Origin of the sequence: Arthrobacter sp. LFS091 (genome assembly GCF_047977885.1) — a bacterium.
Lineage (GTDB): Bacteria > Actinomycetota > Actinomycetes > Actinomycetales > Micrococcaceae > Arthrobacter.
Genome location: NZ_JBFPFP010000003.1, coordinates 1 through 18,280, shown reverse-complemented (window position 1 = coordinate 18,280; position 18,280 = coordinate 1). Strand labels below are relative to the sequence as shown.

Here is an 18,280-nt window from a genome sequence, read left to right as displayed (position 1 = left end):
TGTGGGTGGGGCGTCGCTCCGCCGAAGCGGCCGTCACGGGTGACGGTGCCTCAGGCAGGCTGCTCAGCCCGGGGCTGGCGGCAGGCAAAATTGCAGCCGGTGCCGCCGACTACTATTGAGGATATAGCGAGAGGCCCGGGTTTCTTGAACCGGCGGGGACAATTCAGGACTGACAGGATCAAGCAACTTCCATGATGGGCGTTAAAAACGGGGATGCCCGCGCGGGGTTATCCGCGACGTGGGGGCGCTTGAAATGGCCGGTGCTTTTGGCCTCAATCCTGCTGTGCCTCGGTGCCGTTGTGGTGGCCGGGATGATGCCCGGGCTGCTTTCACTGCCCAAACCAGAAGCCTCAGTGCCCGCCTGGCAGCTGGAACCCGCCCATCTTTCCAATGCCAGCGGGGTCCTTCCCTTGGACGCAAACGCCCCGCTCCCGACGTCCGCCGAAGTCACGGCACTCCTCGATGCAACGTTGAAACCGGACGGCGCGGGCAGCATCAGCGGGGTGGTCATGGACGCTTCCACCGGCAAAGTCCTCTTTGACCGTGATGCGGCAGCCAACCGGATCCCGGCGTCGAACATGAAGCTGCTGACCGCCGTCTCAGCACTAAAAGCACTCGGCCCGGACGCGCGCTTCACCACGCGGGTACTGGGATCCGCAAATCCCTCCACGGTTGTACTGACTGGGGGAGGGGACGTGCTGCTGGGTGCTTCCGCCTCCGATCCCAACGCCGTGTTGGGCCGGGCCGGCCTGGCATCCCTGGCCGCAGATACGGCCACCGCGTTGACGGCCGCCGGAGTCAAGGGGCCCGTCACCGTCCAGGTGGACGACACCCTGTTCAGCGGCGCACCCCTTAACCCGGCCTGGAGCCTGGACGACGTCGCCGCCGGCGAGACCGCACCCCTCTTTCCGCTCGCGTTGAATTCGGGCCGATACTCGCCAACCGTGATGACCGGGCCCCGTCCACAGGATTCCGCTGTCACCACCGCCCAGGCCTTCGCCGAGCAGCTGGCCGCTGCCGGCGTCGCGGTGAGTCCCGGCGTCGAACGCGGCAGGGGCCTGCCCACCAAGGTGCTGACCGCAGCTGAGTCGGCCACTGTCAGCGAGCAGGTGGACCTCATGCTGGAGACCTCGGATAATTTCCTCGCCGAGGCCTTGGGGCGGATGACCGCAGCCGCGTCCGGCAAGGAAACCACGTACGACGGCGCCACCGCGGCCGTGCGGCAAAGGCTGGCGGAGCTGGGAATCGCCACGGATTCGATGCAGTTGGCTGACGTATCCGGCCTTGCCCTGGAAAACCAGGTCAGCGCCCTGCAGTTCGTCCAGGTCGTCCGTGCAATCACCAGCGGCCCGGACCTTTCCCTCAGGGCGGCACTGGACGGCTTCCCGATCGCAGGGCTGACCGGCACCCTGGATAACAGGTACGTGGACGCCAGCACGGCCGTGGGTGCTGGCCTGGTCCGCGCCAAGACCGGGACGCTGAATTCCGTGATCGCCCTGAGTGGGTACGTGGTGGATGCGGATGGGCGCCTGCTGGTGTTCTCGTTCATCGGCAACGGGCTCGAACCGGGTGCCGCCGGAAACAAGGTGGCCATGGACCGGGCAGCGTCAGGCCTGGCTTCGTGCGGCTGCCGCGGCTGAAGCTCCGCGTCCAGCGAACTTAAGGGCTCATTGTCAGCCGCGTGTGGTGTGATGGTCCGTATGGTGTCATCTGCCCGCGATTCGTCAGCAGGGGCCCAGTCCCTGATCAACTGGGACCTGGCTGCCTCTACGGCTGGCCGGCTTGCCCCTCCAGGTCCTGAGCTCAGCGCAGGGGAGATTGGCAAGGCGGTGGATAACCTGCGTTTCAACGCGGACATCTCCGTCCCCCACGTGCACGACATCACCGGCCTGGACGCTGCGAGGGACCTGAGGGACTCCCACGTCCTGGTGGTGGACCGTGCCTCCTGGTCCAAGGCCAACACGCAGAGCTTCGCCGTGATGCTCCAGCCCGCGCTGCAAAAGATGCTGGAGAGCCGCAGCAGCGTGGCCATGACCCCTGCAGCCGCAGCCGCCAGTGGTGCCATCACCGGCACGCAGCTTGGGGCCGTCCTCGCTTTCCTCTCCAGCAAGGTCCTGGGGCAATACGACCCCTTCGCGGCCCTTGCCCCGGGCGCCAACGTTCCTCCGGGCGGCCGGCTCCTGTTGGTGGCACCCAACATCATCTCCGTGGAGCGCGAACTCAACGTCCACCCCGACGATTTCCGGCTCTGGGTCTGCCTCCATGAGCAAACCCACCGCGTACAGTTTGCCGCGGCGCCGTGGCTCAGGCATCACATGCTGGACGAGATCGAAAAGCTCAGCGGCAACCTGCTGGGGAACATGGACTCCCTGGTGGACCGGGCCGGGGCCATCGCCAAATCGCTTAAGGATCGCAGTCCCTCAGACAAAGTGCCCGGCCGTGGGGCCATCCTGGACCTGCTCCAGAACCCCGAGGAAAAGGCCTCCCTGTCCCACATCACCGCCGTGATGAGCCTCCTCGAGGGTCACGCCAACGTGGTGATGGACGCCGTGGACGCCAGCATCGTTCCGTCCGTGCGGACCATCCGCCAACGCTTCAACGACCGCGGCAAGGAACGTGGCGTGGTGGAGAAGTTCATCCGCAACCTCCTCGGCCTGGACGCCAAGATGCGGCAATACACGGACGGCGCCAAGTTCGTCCGCGAAGTTGTTGCCGTGGCCGGGATGGAGGGCTTCAACAGGGTCTGGGACGCGGCCGAACATCTTCCCACCGAAGAGGAAATCCATAACTCCAAGCTGTGGCTGGAGCGGATGGGGCTTTGAGCTTGTCCCATGAATTGGCCGCCTCTGCTGACACGGCGGGCGACCCTCCCGTTGCGGCGGCCACCACTGGTAGGGGACGACGGCGGCCAGGGCGTCTGGCGCCGGTCGTCGGCAAGGCGCGGAAGCAGTTGCAAAACGCACTCGCCGCTGCCGGCTACCCCGAGCGTGTGCTCGTCGCATGCAGCGGCGGACCGGATTCGCTCGCGCTCGCAGCGGTCGCTGCCTACTTTGCCCGGCGCGGACACGTGGATGGCCGTCCGGTATCCGTAGCAGCGGTGGTGGTTGACCACCAGTTACAACCCGGCTCAGCTGAAGTCGCTGCCCGGACCGCATCGGCGTTGCGTGAGCTGGGGCTCGCGCCGGTGGAAGTGCGCACCGTGGACGTCGCTGCCACCGGATTTGGCCCCGAGGCCGCTGCCCGGGACGCACGCCACGCAGCCCTCGACGCCGCCGCCGACGACCTCGGTTGTGCTGCAATCCTCCTGGGCCACACCTTGGACGACCAGGCAGAACAGGTGCTCCTGGGGCTGGCCCGGGGTTCCGGAACCCGTTCCCTGGCAGGAATGCGGCCCTCCCGCGGCCGCCTGCTCCGGCCTTTCCTGGGCCTTCGGCGTGAAGAGACACTGGAGATCTGCGAGGTCGAAGAACTGGATCCCTGGCATGATCCGAGCAACGCTGATCCCGCTTATGCCCGTTCACGCACACGGGTGGAGGTCATGCCTGTCCTGGAAGAGAAACTTGGGCCGGGAGTGGCCGAGTCCCTTGCCCGGACGGCCGCTATCCTTCAGCAGGACGCAGATTTCCTGGAGAACCTGGCCAACGAGACCTATCTCTCACTTGTCCGGCGCGAGGATGGGGACGTGTGGCTACCCGAGGACGCCGTCCGGGAACTGCCGGCGGCCCTGAGGTTCCGCGTCATCGCCAAAGCTGCGTCCGACGTCGGGGGCCAGCAGCCCGGCTACGGGAGGCTCCAAGCCGCGGAAGCGTTGCTTCGCCGGCAGGGATCCGCCGGTCCGGTGGAACTCCCCGGGCACGTCAGCGTATTCCGTTTATCCCTCAGCGATCTGGAACAGGAGCGGCGGGGCCTTCCAGGTTCTGCGGCTGCCGCTCCGGGGGCCGCGACCACCTCCGCGGGCCCGGATTCGGCCGAAGCCGGTCCCCGCGATGCCGCCCGCTGTGGGAAGCTAGTATTCCGGCATCAGAAACCGTCCCAACAGTAGCCGCACCCGAGCATCAAAACAGGAGCCATTGGTGGATTCAAACGACGTCCAGGCAGATCTCAAGCACGTTCTTTACACCAAAGAGCAGATCCAGACACGCATCGCGGAACTCGCGGCGCAGATCGACAAGGACTACGAAGGCCGCGACATCCTCGTCGTCGGCGTCCTCAAGGGTGCGGTGATGGTCATGGCTGACCTGGCACGCGCGCTGCACAGCCACGTCAGCATGGACTGGATGGCCGTCTCTTCGTACGGTTCGGGAACGCAGTCCTCCGGCGTGGTCCGGATCCTCAAGGACCTGGACACTGACCTCATGGGCAAGGATGTCCTGATCGTCGAGGACATCATCGATTCCGGCCTGACCCTTTCCTGGCTCAAGTCCAACCTCGAATCCCGCGGCACGGCCAGCGTCGAGATCTGCACGGCATTCCGCAAGCCGACCGCCGCCAAGGTGGAAATCGACGTCAAGTACGTCGGCTACGACATCCCCAACGAATTCGTCGTGGGCTACGGCCTCGACTACGCCGAAAAGTACCGCAACCTGGACTTCGTCGGCACGCTGGCCCCGCACGTCTACGAGTAGACAACACCGCGCCGCACCACTTCTCACCGCCGCTCTCCGCCGCCGCACCACTTGCCGCTTTCCGCACCCACAACCACTGGTGCGCTGGGCGGCAAAGGGTGCGGCGTGTGCGCTTAACGGGGGCGACGGGCGGCAAAGGGCGCATGATTGAGCTGTTTCCGCCCTCGGATGGCTGCCCTGCGCGGAGCTAAACTGAAATATGACCGGTGCCCCCGCCCGTCCATTCCTTTGGCTCGTCGTCGTGGCGACCATCCTTACGGGATGCACTCCTTCTTCCGGTGCCGGGGAAATCGTCTCCGCTCGGCCGCAGGCATCCATCACGGCAACCCAGCCGCAGGGCGGGCCCGCACCGTCATCGCCGCTCCCGGGCGATTCGCAGACAACAACCCAGCCGCAGGCCGCGCCCGCACCGCCATCGCCGCTCCCGACCACAATCCCGGCCCCGCCCGCCGTACCCCAGCCGTTTGCCCTCAACCTGTACCAGGAGGGCGATTTCGTGCCGCAGTACACGTTCGAATGGTGCGTTGCGGCAAGCATCCAGATGGCTCACAACCTGGTGGATGCCACGGGCGGTGGCGCATGGACTGCTTCTGCGCAGCAAGGAGAGCTGTGGGAAATGGCCAGGGCGAGATCATCGGATTCGTTCAACGGGGCCAACCCCTTTGGCTGGGCGCAGGTACTCACTGAGGTTGGAATGGGTCCTTACAAAGTGGTGAGCGTAGCCCTTTACGATGACGCACTCCGGACCGCGGCCAAGGCGATCACCGAAACCGGCCGACCCGTGGGCTTAGTGATGTGGAGTGGCCGGCATGCCTGGGTGATGAGCGGTTTCGAATCCATGGGGGATCCTCGGGTCTTCGCTGACTTCTCGGTCACGGGGGTTCGTGTTCTGGATCCGTTGTATCCGTACGGTTCCGGTCAGTGGGGGCCATCCCCGGAACCCAATAGCCTGGTCAGTCCTGCGCAATTGGCCACCCAGTTCGTGGTCCGTGAGCCACGGCGTTGGAGCAGTCAGTTGCCCACGGGCTACTTGCTGGTGCTGCCGGTTGGCGCCGTCAGCGGTTAGGGAGCCACTTACGCCGCCCGCCGGGATCTCAGCCCACCATCATTCAAGATCCGGGCGAAGGTTCGAGGATTCATCATTTCCGTCCAGTCCCAGCGAATGACGGTCAGGCCGAGGGCCCGCAGCGCGTTCTCACGGGCCTTTTCGGCCATCACTGCTTGCTGAATGGTTTGTTGGCCCCGCAACTTGCTGCGCAGGTATTTTCCCTGACCGTCGAACTCACCCACGAGGTCGAGTTCCGGCCACCAAAAGTCGGTTCGCGCGGTTCGTCCGTTCCTCAACGTGAACGAGCCCTGGAGTTTGGGTTCGGGGAAGTTGAGCAGAATCATCTGCGCCCGGCTGATGGATTCGCCCACGGATTCGGACTTGTCTGTTGATAGTTCGAGAACTCCGGCCACACGTCGTTGTCCCGTCCGGTGAGCAAGCCCGGAAGCAGCGGCCCGCAAGTCTTCTGCGCTTGACGCTGGACCCCATGCTTTGTCCTTATCCCAGTCGCCGGCGTCCACGGAGTCCCCCGTCGTGTGTATCCGTCGGCTGGTGTCCACCACCGCCAAGGCTTCAGCGAAGTTCAATCTCGACGCCAGTTCAACGGTTGTCCGGACCTTATCCGTGACGCGAAAGCCACCCAACTGCGTCACCCCATCATCCAAGGATCCGAGGGTTCTTTGGATGCCGTGCTTCGATCGTCCTCCCCTCGGGTCCGGCGTGACGGTGCACAGTCGGCTTGGTGTCCCCACCAAGCCCAGCCCCCAGAGGAGTGCGGCCGTTTGCAGGTTGAAGGTGGGCGGCATCAATGTTGTATTGACCAGTGCTGCCGCTTGAAGTCCGTGGCGCTGGCGGTCGTTCAGGCCGGCCCAGTAAGCGGCTGGAACGTAAGCGCCCCTGCGAACGCGGACCAACTCGCCGCGTTTGCAGCGCTTGGCGAGGAGCCGGGGATCCTGTCCTAGCCGCGCCATATCTGAAGAGAGAATCAACTCGTAGGCTGCCATGGGCCCAAAGCTTTCATTGCAGCCACAGACCCACGAGCGGCAACAATGCGTATGTGGATAACGACGGGTGCCCGGCGAGGCACTCCTTCGCGCCTTGCGCCCCCGAGTGTGGCTCACGACGCGTCCCGTTCCGCCCAGCGCCCCAGGTGTTACGGGGGCGGGAGGCGCAAAAGGGTGCGCCCCGCAGGCCGCTCCCGTGCTGCGGTAGCCAAAAAGCCTGTCGCGCCGCCTTGGACGCGAGTATCCTGTGTACGCCCAGAGGGAACTTTTGGACTTTCCAGTGCGTGAATTACTGGGAACGGTGTATAGCTTGAAACTGAAGCAGCACCACTCGCGCGCAGAAGTTGCGCCTTGCAGCACTACCAGGAGGGACGGGGCAAAACCCCGATCAGATGAAAGCTAAGAGTTTCTTCAAGGGCCCGGGCATCTGGATTGTTGTCGTTGTTGGCTTGCTCCTGGTGGCATTCGCGACACTGGCTCCGGGCGGTTCAACGCGCATTGACACCAAGGAAGGCCTCGAGCTCCTTTCCCAGAGCGGGAAGGTTGAGCAGGCCAAGATTTTCGACGCCGAGAATCGCGTTGACCTGGTACTCAAGGACAACCTGAACCTGGATGGCCAGGACAAGGGCAAGAATGTCCAGTTCTTCTATGTCACGGATCGCGGTCCTGATGTGGTGAAGGCTGTTACCAACGCCAACCCGGACAAGGGCTTCACGGACCAGCCGGTCGAGAACAACTGGTTCTCCGGGCTGTTCTCGCTTCTCATCCCGGTGCTGCTGCTGGGCGTCCTGTTCTGGTTCCTGCTTTCGCGCATGCAGGGTGGCGGTTCCAAGGTCATGCAGTTCGGTAAGTCCAAGGCCAAACTGGTCAACAAGGACATGCCGCAGGTGACTTTCGCCGACGTTGCTGGTGCCGACGAGGCCGTCGAGGAACTCCAGGAAATCAAGGAATTCCTCCAGGAACCCGCTAAGTTCCAGGCAGTCGGCGCCAAGATCCCCAAGGGTGTGCTGCTCTACGGCCCTCCAGGTACAGGTAAGACCCTGCTGGCCCGTGCTGTTGCCGGCGAAGCCGGTGTTCCTTTCTTCTCCATTTCCGGCTCGGACTTCGTGGAAATGTTCGTCGGTGTTGGTGCTTCCCGTGTCCGCGACCTTTTTGAGCAGGCCAAGGCAAGCTCTCCGGCCATCATCTTCGTCGATGAAATCGATGCCGTGGGACGTCACCGTGGCGCCGGTATCGGCGGCGGTAATGACGAGCGCGAGCAGACGCTTAACCAGCTCCTCGTGGAGATGGACGGCTTCGACGTCAAGACCAACGTCATCCTGATCGCCGCCACCAACCGTCCGGACGTCCTGGACCCGGCCTTGTTGCGCCCGGGCCGTTTCGACCGCCAGATCACCGTGGAAGCCCCGGACATGATCGGCCGCGAACAGATCCTCAACGTGCACGCCAAGGGTAAGCCGATGGCGCAGGGCATCGATCTCCGGGCTGTTGCCAAGAAGACCCCCGGCTACACCGGTGCTGACCTGGCAAACGTGCTCAACGAGGCTGCACTGCTGACCGCGCGTTCAAACGCCAACCTGATTGACGACCGCGCCTTGGACGAGGCAATCGACCGCGTCATGGCCGGCCCGCAGAAGCGAAGCCGCGTCATGAAGGAACTTGAGCGCAAGATCACCGCGTACCACGAGGGTGGCCACGCGCTGGTTGCTGCGGCACTGCGCAACTCGGCCCCGGTCACCAAGATCACCATCCTTCCCCGTGGTCGCGCCCTCGGCTACACCATGGTCATCCCCGAGGACGACAAGTACTCGGTTACCCGTAACGAACTACTGGACCAGATGGCCTACGCCATGGGCGGCCGTGTTGCTGAGGAAATCGTGTTCCACGACCCCTCCACTGGTGCTTCCAACGACATTGAGAAGGCCACGTCCACGGCCCGGAAGATGGTCACGCAGTACGGCATGAGCGAACGCGTTGGTGCCGTGAAGCTGGGCCAGGGTGGCGGCGAGCCGTTCCTCGGACGCGATGCCGCACAGGAGCGCAACTTCTCGGACCAAATCGCCTACGTGGTGGATGAGGAAGTCCGTCGCCTGATCGACCAGGCGCACGACGAGGCCTACGCCATCCTCACCGAAAACCGCGACGTCCTGGATCGCCTGGCGCTGGAACTGCTGGAACGGGAAACCCTGAACCAGGCTGAGATCGCGGAGATCTTCCACGACATCCGGAAACGTGATTTCCGCGAGATCTGGCTTTCCAAGGAATCCCGCCCGGTCCAGTCGATCCCGCCGGTCGAAAGCCGTGCCGAGAAGGCTGAGCGCGAGGCCCAGGAGGAAGCCAAGAAGGCCCGCCTGGACGAGCCCTTGGACGTCGTGGCCCCGCACGCCCAGGGCGTCAGCAGCCAGGAGTCCTTCGAAGCGCCGAATCCCAACGGCGGCCCCGACCACCCGCATCACGGCTAAGCTTTCTGCTGTGACTCATTTCGACGACGACGACGACCTCGCCGCCGCCCACGGTTCTGCCACGGGCTCCAAGCACGGCCAAAAAGTGGATCGCCCGCGCATTGAAGCGGCGGTCCGGGAGATTCTCCTTGCCATTGGGGAAGATCCCGAGCGTGGCGGTCTCCAGGACACGCCAAAGCGGGTGGCCAAGGCCTACGCCGAGGTCTTCGCGGGCCTCCACCAGCACCCGGAGGAGGTCCTGTCCACCACCTTCGACCTCGACCATGAAGAGCTTGTCCTGGTGAAGGACATTCCCTTCTACTCGACGTGTGAACACCATCTGGTGCCTTTCCACGGCGTCGCGCATGTCGGTTATATTCCGTCACATGATGGCAAGGTCACTGGGCTTAGCAAGTTGGCGCGGTTGGTGGATATTTATGCCCGGCGTCCCCAGGTGCAGGAGCGGCTCACCACTCAGATCGTTGAGGCCCTTGTCACGCACCTGAACCCGCGCGGGGCGATTGTTGTCGTCGAATGCGAGCACATGTGCATGTCCATGCGCGGCATCCGCAAGCCCGGCGCGAAGACCGTCACCAGCGCGGTGCGCGGTCAGCTCCATGACCCGGCCACCCGCGCCGAGGCCATGAGCCTCATACTCGGAAGGTAAGCATTATGGACTCCCTCGCTGCAGCACCCGGAACCGGCCCGGCCACAAGCCCGTTGCCGGTTCTCCGTAAGCCGCGACCCGCGGCCAGGTTCGAGGACCTGCCAAAGGACCGCACGCTTGTCATGGGAATCCTCAACGTCACCCCGGATTCCTTCAGCGACGGCGGCGCCCACCGGACGCCTGATACGGCCATCGCCCTCGGTTTGCGTATGTTCTACGCGGGCGCCGACATCATCGACGTCGGTGGAGAGTCCACGCGCTCCGGCGCGGAGCCCGTTTCCCCCGAAGAAGAACAGCGCCGGGTTATCCCGGTGATCCAGGCGCTCGTCAAAGCGGGCGCGTTGGTCAGCATCGACACGATGCACACGTCCACCGCCGCGGCTGCCGTGGAGGCCGGCGCGGCGATCATCAACGATGTGTCCGGCCTGACCATCGAACCCGACATGCCTGAACTCGTGGCCCGCACCAAGGTTCCCTATATCCTCACGCACCGCCGCGGTGATGCGCTGACCATGGACAGTCTCACGGACTATGACAACGTCGTTGACGATGTCGTGGCGGAGCTCAGCGGTGTCCGCGACAAGTTGTACGCAGCGGGCGTCGCCCCGGAGCAGATCATCATCGATCCGGGCGTTGGTTTTTCCAAGAACGAGGACCAGAACTGGGAGATCCTCAAGAACCTCGACAAGCTTTTTGGCCTCGGCCACAAGGTGATGGTGGCTGCTTCCCGCAAGCGGTTCCTCGGTTCGCTCCTGACTGTTTCGGGCAAGTCGGCTGCGCCTCTTGAACGTGACGCCGCGACGGCGGCCATCACCGCTTTGAGCGCCACCAAGGGCGCCTGGGCTGTCCGCGTTCACGACGTCGGTCCCAGCCTTGACGCCGTCAAGGTCGCCGCCCGTATCGCCCGCTGATTGGACAATGCTGTGGACAGGATCACGCTGACCGGCGTCACCGCCGTCGGTTATCACGGGGTGTTCGATTTCGAACGCCGTGACGGCCAGCCGTTCGTGGTGGACGCAGTGCTGCACACGGACTTCACCAAGGCTGCCCAGACCGATGACCTGCAGTACACGGCGCATTATGGCGAAGTTGCCGAGCTGATCACCAAGCACATCGAGGGTGAGCCGCTGAACCTGATTGAGGCCCTGGCTGTCAGGATCGCCGAGGGCATCCTGGCGAACTACAGTGTGGCCGCCGTCGACATCACAGTCCACAAGCCCAAGGCGCCCATCGAGGTGCCTTTTGGAGATGTCACTGTCAGCGTCCACAGGGAGCGGTCATGACACCTGTCTACACCAAGGCCATCCTGGCTCTGGGCAGTAACCTTGGCGAGCGGAACGATACCCTCTCCACCGCAGTGGCCGATCTTGTGGATCCTCCCGAGGTCAGGTTGCTGGGTGTGTCTCCGGTCGTCCAGACCAAGGCTGTTGGCGGACCGGAGGGCCAACCCGATTTCCTGAACATGGTCATGGCGGTCGAAACGACCCTCACGCCGTTGGAACTCCTTAAGCATTGCCACGATGTGGAACAGAAGCATCACCGTGTCCGCGAGGTCCGTTGGGGTCCCAGGACCTTGGACGTGGACATTATTGTCTTCGGTGACCTTGTCAGCGGAGATCCCATCCTGACCATCCCGCATCCGCGGGCAGCCGAGCGGGCGTTCGTGCTGTACCCGTGGTCGCTGTTGGAACCGCACGCACAACTGGAGGGGCGCAGCGTAGCTGAACTGGCTGCCGTTGCCTCCGATATGCCGGATATCCGTCGTTTTGACGGCTTTGGTGACGTTGCCGGCGTGCCCGCCACGGGTGCGTTGGAGTAGCCATGAAAGCAATGCGTCCCGTGGTCCTGCTGCTGATCGCCGTGGTGGCTGCCGTCGTTGCCTGGTTGGCTACGGTTGCCACGAACCGTTTCAGCATGGCTACGCCGGTTCTTCCTGAATCTGCCCTGATCACCATGGGCGTTATCGCCGGGCTCACCCTGATCATGGGTATCCGGGTGCTGCGCTGGCGGAACGGCAAGAAGAAGAACATGCTGAACCCGATCCTGGCTGCGAGGACGTTGATCCTGGCCCAGGCTTGTGCGTATGCCGGGACTCTTCTCCTGGGGTGGCACGCCGGCATCGCGATCGACCTCCTCAGGGTCAGCCTCCGAAGTGGCGAGGGCATCCTCTGGAACGCGTTGCTGATGGGTGGCGGCGGAGTGGCGATGGTGGTGGTGGGGATCGTGGTTGAGCGGTTCTGCCGGATACCCCCTGAAGATTTCGAGGGCGGTACGCCCGGCCCTGACACGCGCAGGGGCGAGACCAAAGGCGAGGGCGAATATGCCTACCGCGGCGATTGATCCGCCGGGCGTCCAGTGGCTCAGGGTCTCCCCGAAGTACGTCACGGTTCGCTTGGTGGAGTGGGCCATTGGCAACCTGGTGTTGTTGGTGGTCCTCAGTTTGCCGCTCCTTTTTGTGCTTCTTGGGTGGTGGCGCTGGCCGCCGCTGTGGCTTGCCATCACGGTTCCGGCGGTGATGCTGGGCCTGGCATTGTGGCGCCTGGTCCTGATCCCGCGCCAGGTGCGTGCCATTGGTTACGCGGAACGCGACGACGACCTCCTTATTCGGCGCGGCATATTCTTCCAGCGCACCATGGTGGTCCCGTATGGCCGCATGCAATATGTTGATGTCGCCGTTGGCCCTGTCGAGCGCAGCCTGGGGTTGTGCACCTTGAAGCTCCACACCGCCTCTGCCGGTACCCATGCCCACCTGCCCGGACTTCCCGCAGAGGAAGGTGCGCGCCTCCGCGAGCAGTTGTCGGCCCGCGGAGAAGCCCGGCTGGCCGGGCTGTGAGCCCGGAGGGAAGCGTGGCTGCAAGCCTTCGGGATGAAACCGTCGACGGCGATTGGCGGCGGGTCCACCCGGCGTCGCCGTTCGTCCGCGGCTGGGTAGCGCTGGCCGCCGTCGGATATTTCTTTGGCCGCGACGCTTTCGAGCGCGTCCTGCAGGGCCGGGAATTCGTGGATCCCACCCTCAACAGCCGGGCCCCGTGGCTGCTTGCCGGCGGAGCTGTACTCCTGCTGCTGACCGTTGGCGGTTTTATCCTCAGCTGGTACTTCACGCGCTTCCAAGTGGCTGAGGGCTATGTCCGGGTGAACACCGGTTTCCTTTTCAAACAGCAACGACAGGCCCGCCTGGACCGTGTCCAGGCCATCGACATCGTCCAGCCGCTCCTGGCGAGGATCTTCGGCCTCGCCGAACTTAAGTTCGAGGTCGCCGACGCCGGGGAGTCGGCTGTGCGGCTGGCTTACCTTCCGGTTGACCAGGCCAAGCAGCTGCGCGCAACCATCCTCGCGCGGGCTGCGGGCGTGGTCAGTGGTCCGGAGGCCGCCGGGGAGGAAGTGCCGGAAGCACCCGAGCATGTGGTGCTGTCAGTACCCCCAGGGCGGCTCATCGGTTCGCTGCTTTTGAGTGAGCAGACCGTGGGTATCCTGCTTGGTGCGGCCGCGGTGGTGGGCGTTTCCGTCCTCATGGACAACCAGGCGATTTTCCTGGCGTTGATCCCTGCCGTCCTGGGTATCGGGGCCGCGTATTGGAGTTCGTTCAACAAGGGCTACAACTTCACTGCTGCGATCTCGCCGGACGGTATTCGGCTTCGGTATGGACTGCTGGACACCCAGGCGCAGACGCTGCCGCCCGGGCGCATCCAGGCCCTGATGGTTGCACAGCCGCCAATCTGGAGGATTTTTGGCTGGTACCGGATGCACGTCAATGTGGCCGGCTATGGAGCCGCGGGCACAGAAGGTGCTGGGCGGACCATGTTGTTGCCTGTTGGGCTGAAGGCTGACGTCATGCGGATGATGTCGTTGGTGCTGCCTGATCCCGGCGTGGACGATCCCGGGAAGGTGTTCACTGCTGGTTTGACGGGTCTTGCCCGGGGCGCACGGTCGGCTGTCCCAAGCGAAGACGGCTTCGTGGTAACCCCGCGGCGGGCACGTTTGCTGGCCCCACTGGGTTGGCGGCGCAACGGTTTCTTCGCCACCAGGACTGCCCTGTTGATCCGCTCCGGCCGGTGGTGGCGCACACTGGTGGTTGTTCCGCATCAGCGGACACAGTCGATGGCGCTGCATCAAGGCCCCTTGGCCCGGCGCTTCCGGGTGGCCGACCTGGTGCTCCACACCACGGCCGGACCCGTTTCGCCCAGGGTTTTCCAAGCCGGGGTAGAGCAGGCCGTCGCCTTGTTTGACCACCAGGCGGCGCGGGCCCGGGAAGCACGGAAACGGCAAACCAGCGAACAATGGCTGGCGCAAGTAGCCCCGCAGGCCCCGGAAGTCGCAGCTGCTGTGAAGTCGCAACCACAAAGTTCCCCGTCACTACAACAACAGGAGGACCGCCAGGATGGCTAGGCCAGGACGACTCGGAGTCGGGATTATCGGCGCCGGGAAAGTGGGCGCAGTGCTGGGTGCGGCCTTGCGCGCGGCCGAGCACGCCGTCGTCGGGGTTTCCGCGGTGTCCGAAGCGAGCCGCGAACGGGCCGACAACCTGCTTCCGGGTGTCCCGATCCTGGAAATCCAGGACATCGTGGAGCGCTCGGAACTGGTGCTGCTTGCCGTCCCGGACGATGCGCTCGGTGAGCTGGTTGGGGGACTGGCGAAGCTTGGCGCCTGGCAGCCCGGCCAACTGGTGGCTCACACCTCGGGCCGGTTCGGCGTCGGAATCCTGAACCCGGTCCGCGCGGCCGGCGCGATTCCGCTGGCCCTCCACCCCGCCATGACCTTCACGGGCATGAGCCTGGACCTGACCCGCCTCATGGATTGCACGTTCGGCGTGACCGCGGATGCCCCCATGCTGCCCATCGCCCAGGCGCTGGTTGTGGAGATGGGTGCCGAGCCGGTGGTTATCGCCGAAGGTGACCGGACGCTCTATCACGCATCCCTTGCGCACAGCTCCAACCACATGGTGACGTTGGTGGCGCAGGCGTCGCAAATGCTGCGGGAGATCGGCGTCGAGGCCCCGGAGTCCATGCTGGGCCCGTTGCTGCGGGCGACGCTGGAGAACGCCCTTGCCTCCGGTGAATCCGCGTTGACGGGTCCGGTGGCCCGTGGGGATGTAGGCACCGTTTCCGCGCACGCCCAAGCACTTAGGGAATACGACGGCGGCGCAGGCGGCGATGTCCTGGCCGCCTACCAGGCCATGGCTCAGGCCACCGCGCGCCGGGCAGTGAACCGCGGATTGCTGCGGCCGGAACAACTTAACGAGATCAGCAAGGCTTTGGGCGAGGAGCCCGGGGCGTTGGAAGGAAACTGAACAGCATGGCCATCAAACTCGTCACCACCGCGGCCCAGCTTCGCGCCGAAAGTGCCAGGATCCTGGCTGCCAAAAACGGGAATTCCCAGGGACTGGTACCTACCATGGGCGCCCTCCACACCGGCCACGCCGCCCTCGCCCGGACCGCCGTCGCCGAGAACGACGTCGTGGTTGCCACGATCTTCGTGAACCCGCTGCAGTTCGGTGACGCCGTCGACCTCGACCGCTACCCGCGCACGCTCGAGGCCGACATGGCACTGCTGGATGCGGAAGGCGTTGACCTGGTCTTCGCGCCGTCAGTTGACGAGGTGTACCCGGGCGGCCAGCCACTGGTTCGCGTTACTTCCGGCCCGCTTGGCGACAAGTGGGAAGGCGCCTCACGCCCCGGCCACTTCGACGGCGCCCTCACTGTGGTGGCCAAACTGCTGCACTACGGGCTCCCCGGAGGTGCTTCAGCGGACGGCACGACGGCGGCCTACCGGGCTTACTTTGGCCAGAAGGACGCGCAGCAGTTGGCCTTGGTGAAGCGCATGGTTTCGGACCTGAACTTCCCTGTGGAGATCGTCCCGGTGCCCATCGTCCGCAGTGAGGACGGCCTGGCATTGTCGAGCCGGAACCGTTTCCTGTCGGATGAAGAGCGCGACGCTGCACTGGTGCTTTCGCGGGCACTGCGCCTCATTGAGTCCCGGGCGAACGCCCACGAACCGCTGGACCTGGACTCCGCCGTCGAACTCGTTGCATCCCAGCCACTCGTGGAACTGGACTATTTCGACGTCGTTGACCCTTCCACGCTGGAACCGCTGGCGGAAAACTGCAAAGAGACCCCGTTCCGGGGCGAGGGGTTGGCGATCATCGCAGCCAAGGTAGGTCCGGTGCGGCTTATCGATAACGCACCATTGTTTTCCTAGCGTTTGGAAATTTCCTACTGACGGGAATTCGGTGGGCGCTTAGACTGTTCTTGTCTTCACCGGCATAGATCGCCGGCCACCAAAAACCAAACCTTGGGGAATCCTCATGTCTACCGACGTCTCGTCCGACGCCAGCGGCAAGCCCGAATCCGGCGCGCCCACCGGCGGTGCCACTACGGAGGCTTCGCGCCCCCAGGCCCCTGGAGCCCAGGCCCCAGCGTCTGGAAAGATGTCCCGTGAGTCGGTGACCGTCATTGTGACCTTGTTGGTGGCCACGTTCGTCGTGATCCTCAACGAGACCATTATGAACGTCGCCCTGCAACGCCTCATGACGGATCTCCAGGTGAGCGCCTCCACGGTGCAGTGGCTCGCCACTGGCTTCATGCTGACCATGGCCGTAGTCATTCCCACCACCGGTTTCATCCTGCAGCGGATGAGTACGCGTGGGGCGTTCATGCTGGCTATGGGTCTGTTCAGTGGAGGCACCTTGCTGGCCGCTTTGGCGCCGGGATTCCTTGTGCTCCTGCTGGCGCGGATCGTCCAGGCAGGTGGGACGGCCATCATGCTGCCGCTGCTGATGACCACCATCCTGACGTTGGTCCCCATGGCCAAGCGTGGTGCCGTCATGGGTAACGTCAGCATTGCCATTTCGGTGGCTCCGGCCATGGGGCCCACTGTCTCCGGAATCATCCTGGATAACTTCTCGTGGCGCTTCATGTTCGTGTTCGTGCTGCCGGTCGCTTTGGCTGCCTTCGCGATCGGTGCCAAGTACCTCACCAACGTGGGCGAGCGTGGAAAGACCACCTTGGACGTCTTCTCCGTGATACTCACCGTGCCTGCCTTCGGTGGGCTCGTGTACGGACTGAGCCAGATCGGTGGTGCTGACGCCGGAGTTGGACCTGTCATCGCCTTGGTAGTTGGCCTCCTCTGCTTGGCGCTGTTCGTCTTCCGGCAGCTCAAGCTCCAGAAGTCGGACTCGCCGCTGCTGGACCTCCGCGCCTTCAAGTTCCGCATGTTCACCGTGTCGACGCTGTTGATGGTCGTCGCCATGATGGCGCTTTTCGGTGGCGTGATCCTGTTGCCGCTGTACTTGCAGAACACCCTGCACCTGCAGCCGCTGGAGACCGGCCTGGCACTGCTGCCGGGTGGTTTGGCCATGGGCTTGCTGGGTCCGGTCATCGGACGGATTTTCGACAAGGTAGGTCCCCTGCCGCTCACCGTCTCCGGTTCGGTGCTCATGGTCCTGACCCTGTGGCAGTTCTCCCGCTTGGACGAAGGCAGCCCGCTTGGCTGGGTTATTGCCCTGCACGTCACCCTGAGCCTCGGCCTTGCCATGCTGTTCACGCCGGCGTTCACCACAGGCCTGAACCCGTTGCCGCCGCACCTCTACTCGCACGGTTCGGCGATCATCAGCACCGCGCAACAGGTTTCCGGCGCGGCAGGAACAGCGTTGCTGGTCTCCATCTACTCCGTGGTGGCCGCATCGTCCGGCCTGGTGGCCGGCATGCACGCAGCTTTCCTGGCTGCGACCGTCATAGCCCTGGCCGCGGTAGTCCTGGGTGCCATGATGCGCAAGACCGAAGGCGCCGGCGGCCACGGGGGCCACTAACGCTCTCTCACGTTCCGCCTGTTTGGGGCCGACGCCCATTCACTTACCGGCCCATTCCAGCAAACGCTCTCTCACTTAGGTGGGGGAGCGTTTCAGGTTTCCGGGCGGTGCTCGGCGTGGGGCCAATTCCTCGGTGCGCATGCACGGGACACTCTCTCAGCTTCCGCCGGTTTCGGGCCGGACGCTCTCTCACGTTCCGCCGGTTTGGTTGGATGTTCGACGGCGGTGGGTGGGGTTGGTGTTTTCGCCTGTTGTTGCGGTGGTTGGGTGGTGTGACGGGCTTCACGGGGAGGTCTTGCGGGGATTTGCGCGGGTTTGGGGGTGTTGATGGGGTTGTTTTCCGGTTGTCTGCGGGGTTTTTGGGTGGTGTGGGGGTGGATTTGGTTAGGGGGCGGGGCGCGTGTAAAGTTATCTGAGTCGCCGCCGCTGATGCGGAAATGATGGTGACAAACTCCCTTCAAATTGCCGGTTTCGGTAGTGCTTTCATGCGCTCCTGTTGCGGTGGGGGAGGCCCGGTTCTGGTTTGCTTTGTGCGGCCGGTTCGGGTAAGTTTGAAAAGTTGCTCCGGAGCGATCCTGGACCCTTGTGGGGTGTGGGTGGTGCCGGTAAGTGTCTGTTGTTTGAGAACTCAATAGTGTGCCAAGTTTGTTGATACCGATTGTTTTATTGATTGGTTGAAATTATGGCTGGA

The 18,280-nt window shown here is 64.1% G+C and carries 17 protein-coding genes; 16 read left to right on the top strand and 1 reads right to left on the bottom strand.

All coding sequences use genetic code 11. From position 1 onward, the window contains the following. Positions 1-194 precede the first annotated feature (194 nt). The 5 genes from dacB to ACNQOP_RS05655 all read left to right on the top strand — a co-directional run bounded on the left by dacB (position 195) and on the right by ACNQOP_RS05655 (position 5,691). Entirely contained in the window at positions 195-1,640 is a 1,446-nt protein-coding gene (dacB, locus tag ACNQOP_RS05675; protein WP_416404070.1) for a D-alanyl-D-alanine carboxypeptidase/D-alanyl-D-alanine-endopeptidase, read from the top strand. 60 nt (positions 1,641-1,700) lie between these two features. Further along, on the top strand, positions 1,701-2,822 hold the full coding sequence (locus ACNQOP_RS05670; RefSeq protein ID WP_257370059.1) for a zinc-dependent metalloprotease: 1,122 nt from the start codon (positions 1,701-1,703) through the stop codon (positions 2,820-2,822). 128 nt (positions 2,823-2,950) lie between these two features. Beyond that, positions 2,951-4,042, top strand: coding sequence for a tRNA lysidine(34) synthetase TilS (gene tilS, locus ACNQOP_RS05665; protein ID WP_416404068.1), 1,092 nt, complete (start codon positions 2,951-2,953; stop codon positions 4,040-4,042). Positions 4,043-4,073: 31 nt separating this feature from the next. After that, positions 4,074-4,625 carry a hypoxanthine phosphoribosyltransferase gene (hpt, locus tag ACNQOP_RS05660; RefSeq protein WP_026540856.1) on the top strand — a complete coding sequence of 184 codons (552 nt, stop codon included), beginning with the start codon at positions 4,074-4,076 and terminating at the stop codon, positions 4,623-4,625. Between the two features lie 199 nt (positions 4,626-4,824). Continuing rightward, positions 4,825-5,691 carry a hypothetical protein gene (locus tag ACNQOP_RS05655; protein WP_416403619.1) on the top strand — a complete coding sequence of 289 codons (867 nt, stop codon included), beginning with the start codon at positions 4,825-4,827 and terminating at the stop codon, positions 5,689-5,691. Positions 5,692-5,699: 8 nt separating this feature from the next. Here the strand turns inward: ACNQOP_RS05655 and ACNQOP_RS05650 are convergent, their stop codons facing one another. Beyond that, entirely contained in the window at positions 5,700-6,677 is a 978-nt protein-coding gene (locus ACNQOP_RS05650; protein WP_416403618.1) for a type IV toxin-antitoxin system AbiEi family antitoxin domain-containing protein, read from the bottom strand. Between the two features lie 392 nt (positions 6,678-7,069). Between ACNQOP_RS05650 and ftsH the strand changes: the two genes are divergently transcribed. The 11 genes from ftsH to ACNQOP_RS05595 all read left to right on the top strand — a co-directional run bounded on the left by ftsH (position 7,070) and on the right by ACNQOP_RS05595 (position 17,589). Beyond that, complete coding sequence (ftsH, locus tag ACNQOP_RS05645; RefSeq protein WP_235517968.1) at positions 7,070-9,139, top strand: ATP-dependent zinc metalloprotease FtsH; 2,070 nt, start codon at positions 7,070-7,072, stop codon at positions 9,137-9,139. A gap of 10 nt (positions 9,140-9,149) precedes the next feature. Then, positions 9,150-9,785 carry a GTP cyclohydrolase I FolE gene (gene folE, locus ACNQOP_RS05640; RefSeq protein ID WP_235517967.1) on the top strand — a complete coding sequence of 212 codons (636 nt, stop codon included), beginning with the start codon at positions 9,150-9,152 and terminating at the stop codon, positions 9,783-9,785. A 5-nt stretch (positions 9,786-9,790) separates the two neighbouring features. Continuing rightward, the gene (gene folP / locus ACNQOP_RS05635) at positions 9,791-10,696 is read left to right on the top strand and encodes a dihydropteroate synthase (RefSeq protein WP_257370063.1); all 906 of its coding nucleotides are present in this window, start codon (positions 9,791-9,793) and stop codon (positions 10,694-10,696) included. A 12-nt stretch (positions 10,697-10,708) separates the two neighbouring features. Beyond that, positions 10,709-11,068, top strand: coding sequence for a dihydroneopterin aldolase (gene folB, locus ACNQOP_RS05630; protein WP_257370064.1), 360 nt, complete (start codon positions 10,709-10,711; stop codon positions 11,066-11,068). Continuing rightward, positions 11,065-11,604, top strand: a complete 540-nt coding sequence (folK, locus tag ACNQOP_RS05625) for a 2-amino-4-hydroxy-6-hydroxymethyldihydropteridine diphosphokinase (RefSeq protein WP_416403617.1) — start codon at positions 11,065-11,067, stop codon at positions 11,602-11,604. The genes folB and folK overlap by 4 nt, the downstream gene beginning before the upstream one ends. A gap of 2 nt (positions 11,605-11,606) precedes the next feature. Further along, positions 11,607-12,125 (top strand): DUF3180 domain-containing protein, encoded by a 519-nt coding sequence (locus ACNQOP_RS05620; RefSeq protein ID WP_284987214.1) that lies wholly within the window; start codon positions 11,607-11,609, stop codon positions 12,123-12,125. Further along, complete coding sequence (locus ACNQOP_RS05615; RefSeq protein ID WP_257370065.1) at positions 12,106-12,618, top strand: PH domain-containing protein; 513 nt, start codon at positions 12,106-12,108, stop codon at positions 12,616-12,618. The genes ACNQOP_RS05620 and ACNQOP_RS05615 overlap by 20 nt, the downstream gene beginning before the upstream one ends. 14 nt (positions 12,619-12,632) lie before the next feature. Next, a complete protein-coding gene (locus ACNQOP_RS05610) occupies positions 12,633-14,171 on the top strand; it encodes a PH domain-containing protein (RefSeq protein ID WP_416403616.1) in 1,539 nt (512 codons plus the stop codon). Continuing rightward, the gene (locus ACNQOP_RS05605) at positions 14,164-15,072 is read left to right on the top strand and encodes a Rossmann-like and DUF2520 domain-containing protein (protein ID WP_416403615.1); all 909 of its coding nucleotides are present in this window, start codon (positions 14,164-14,166) and stop codon (positions 15,070-15,072) included. Before ACNQOP_RS05610 ends, ACNQOP_RS05605 begins: the two co-directional genes overlap by 8 nt. A 5-nt stretch (positions 15,073-15,077) precedes the next feature. After that, positions 15,078-15,980, top strand: a complete 903-nt coding sequence (gene panC, locus ACNQOP_RS05600) for a pantoate--beta-alanine ligase (protein WP_416403614.1) — start codon at positions 15,078-15,080, stop codon at positions 15,978-15,980. Between the two features lie 106 nt (positions 15,981-16,086). Next, positions 16,087-17,589, top strand: coding sequence for a DHA2 family efflux MFS transporter permease subunit (locus ACNQOP_RS05595; RefSeq protein ID WP_416403613.1), 1,503 nt, complete (start codon positions 16,087-16,089; stop codon positions 17,587-17,589). The last annotated feature ends 691 nt before the right edge of the window (positions 17,590-18,280 follow it).

What these genes read in the sequence shown, in the direction of transcription:
- panC (WP_416403614.1), top strand. Translation starts at nt 15,078, where the DNA reads ATGGCCATCAAACTCGTCACCACCGCGGCCCAGCTTCGCGCCGAAAGT.
- ACNQOP_RS05655 (WP_416403619.1), top strand. Translation starts at nt 4,825, where the DNA reads ATGACCGGTGCCCCCGCCCGTCCATTCCTTTGGCTCGTCGTCGTGGCG.
- ACNQOP_RS05670 (WP_257370059.1), top strand. Translation starts at nt 1,701, where the DNA reads ATGGTGTCATCTGCCCGCGATTCGTCAGCAGGGGCCCAGTCCCTGATC.
- dacB (WP_416404070.1), top strand. Translation starts at nt 195, where the DNA reads ATGGGCGTTAAAAACGGGGATGCCCGCGCGGGGTTATCCGCGACGTGG.
- ACNQOP_RS05615 (WP_257370065.1), top strand. Translation starts at nt 12,106, where the DNA reads ATGCCTACCGCGGCGATTGATCCGCCGGGCGTCCAGTGGCTCAGGGTC.
- ACNQOP_RS05595 (WP_416403613.1), top strand. Translation starts at nt 16,087, where the DNA reads ATGTCTACCGACGTCTCGTCCGACGCCAGCGGCAAGCCCGAATCCGGC.
- ACNQOP_RS05605 (WP_416403615.1), top strand. Translation starts at nt 14,164, where the DNA reads ATGGCTAGGCCAGGACGACTCGGAGTCGGGATTATCGGCGCCGGGAAA.
- folK (WP_416403617.1), top strand. Translation starts at nt 11,065, where the DNA reads ATGACACCTGTCTACACCAAGGCCATCCTGGCTCTGGGCAGTAACCTT.
- ACNQOP_RS05620 (WP_284987214.1), top strand. Translation starts at nt 11,607, where the DNA reads ATGAAAGCAATGCGTCCCGTGGTCCTGCTGCTGATCGCCGTGGTGGCT.
- folP (WP_257370063.1), top strand. Translation starts at nt 9,791, where the DNA reads ATGGACTCCCTCGCTGCAGCACCCGGAACCGGCCCGGCCACAAGCCCG.
- ACNQOP_RS05650 (WP_416403618.1), bottom strand. Translation starts at nt 6,677, where the DNA reads ATGGCAGCCTACGAGTTGATTCTCTCTTCAGATATGGCGCGGCTAGGA.
- ftsH (WP_235517968.1), top strand. Translation starts at nt 7,070, where the DNA reads ATGAAAGCTAAGAGTTTCTTCAAGGGCCCGGGCATCTGGATTGTTGTC.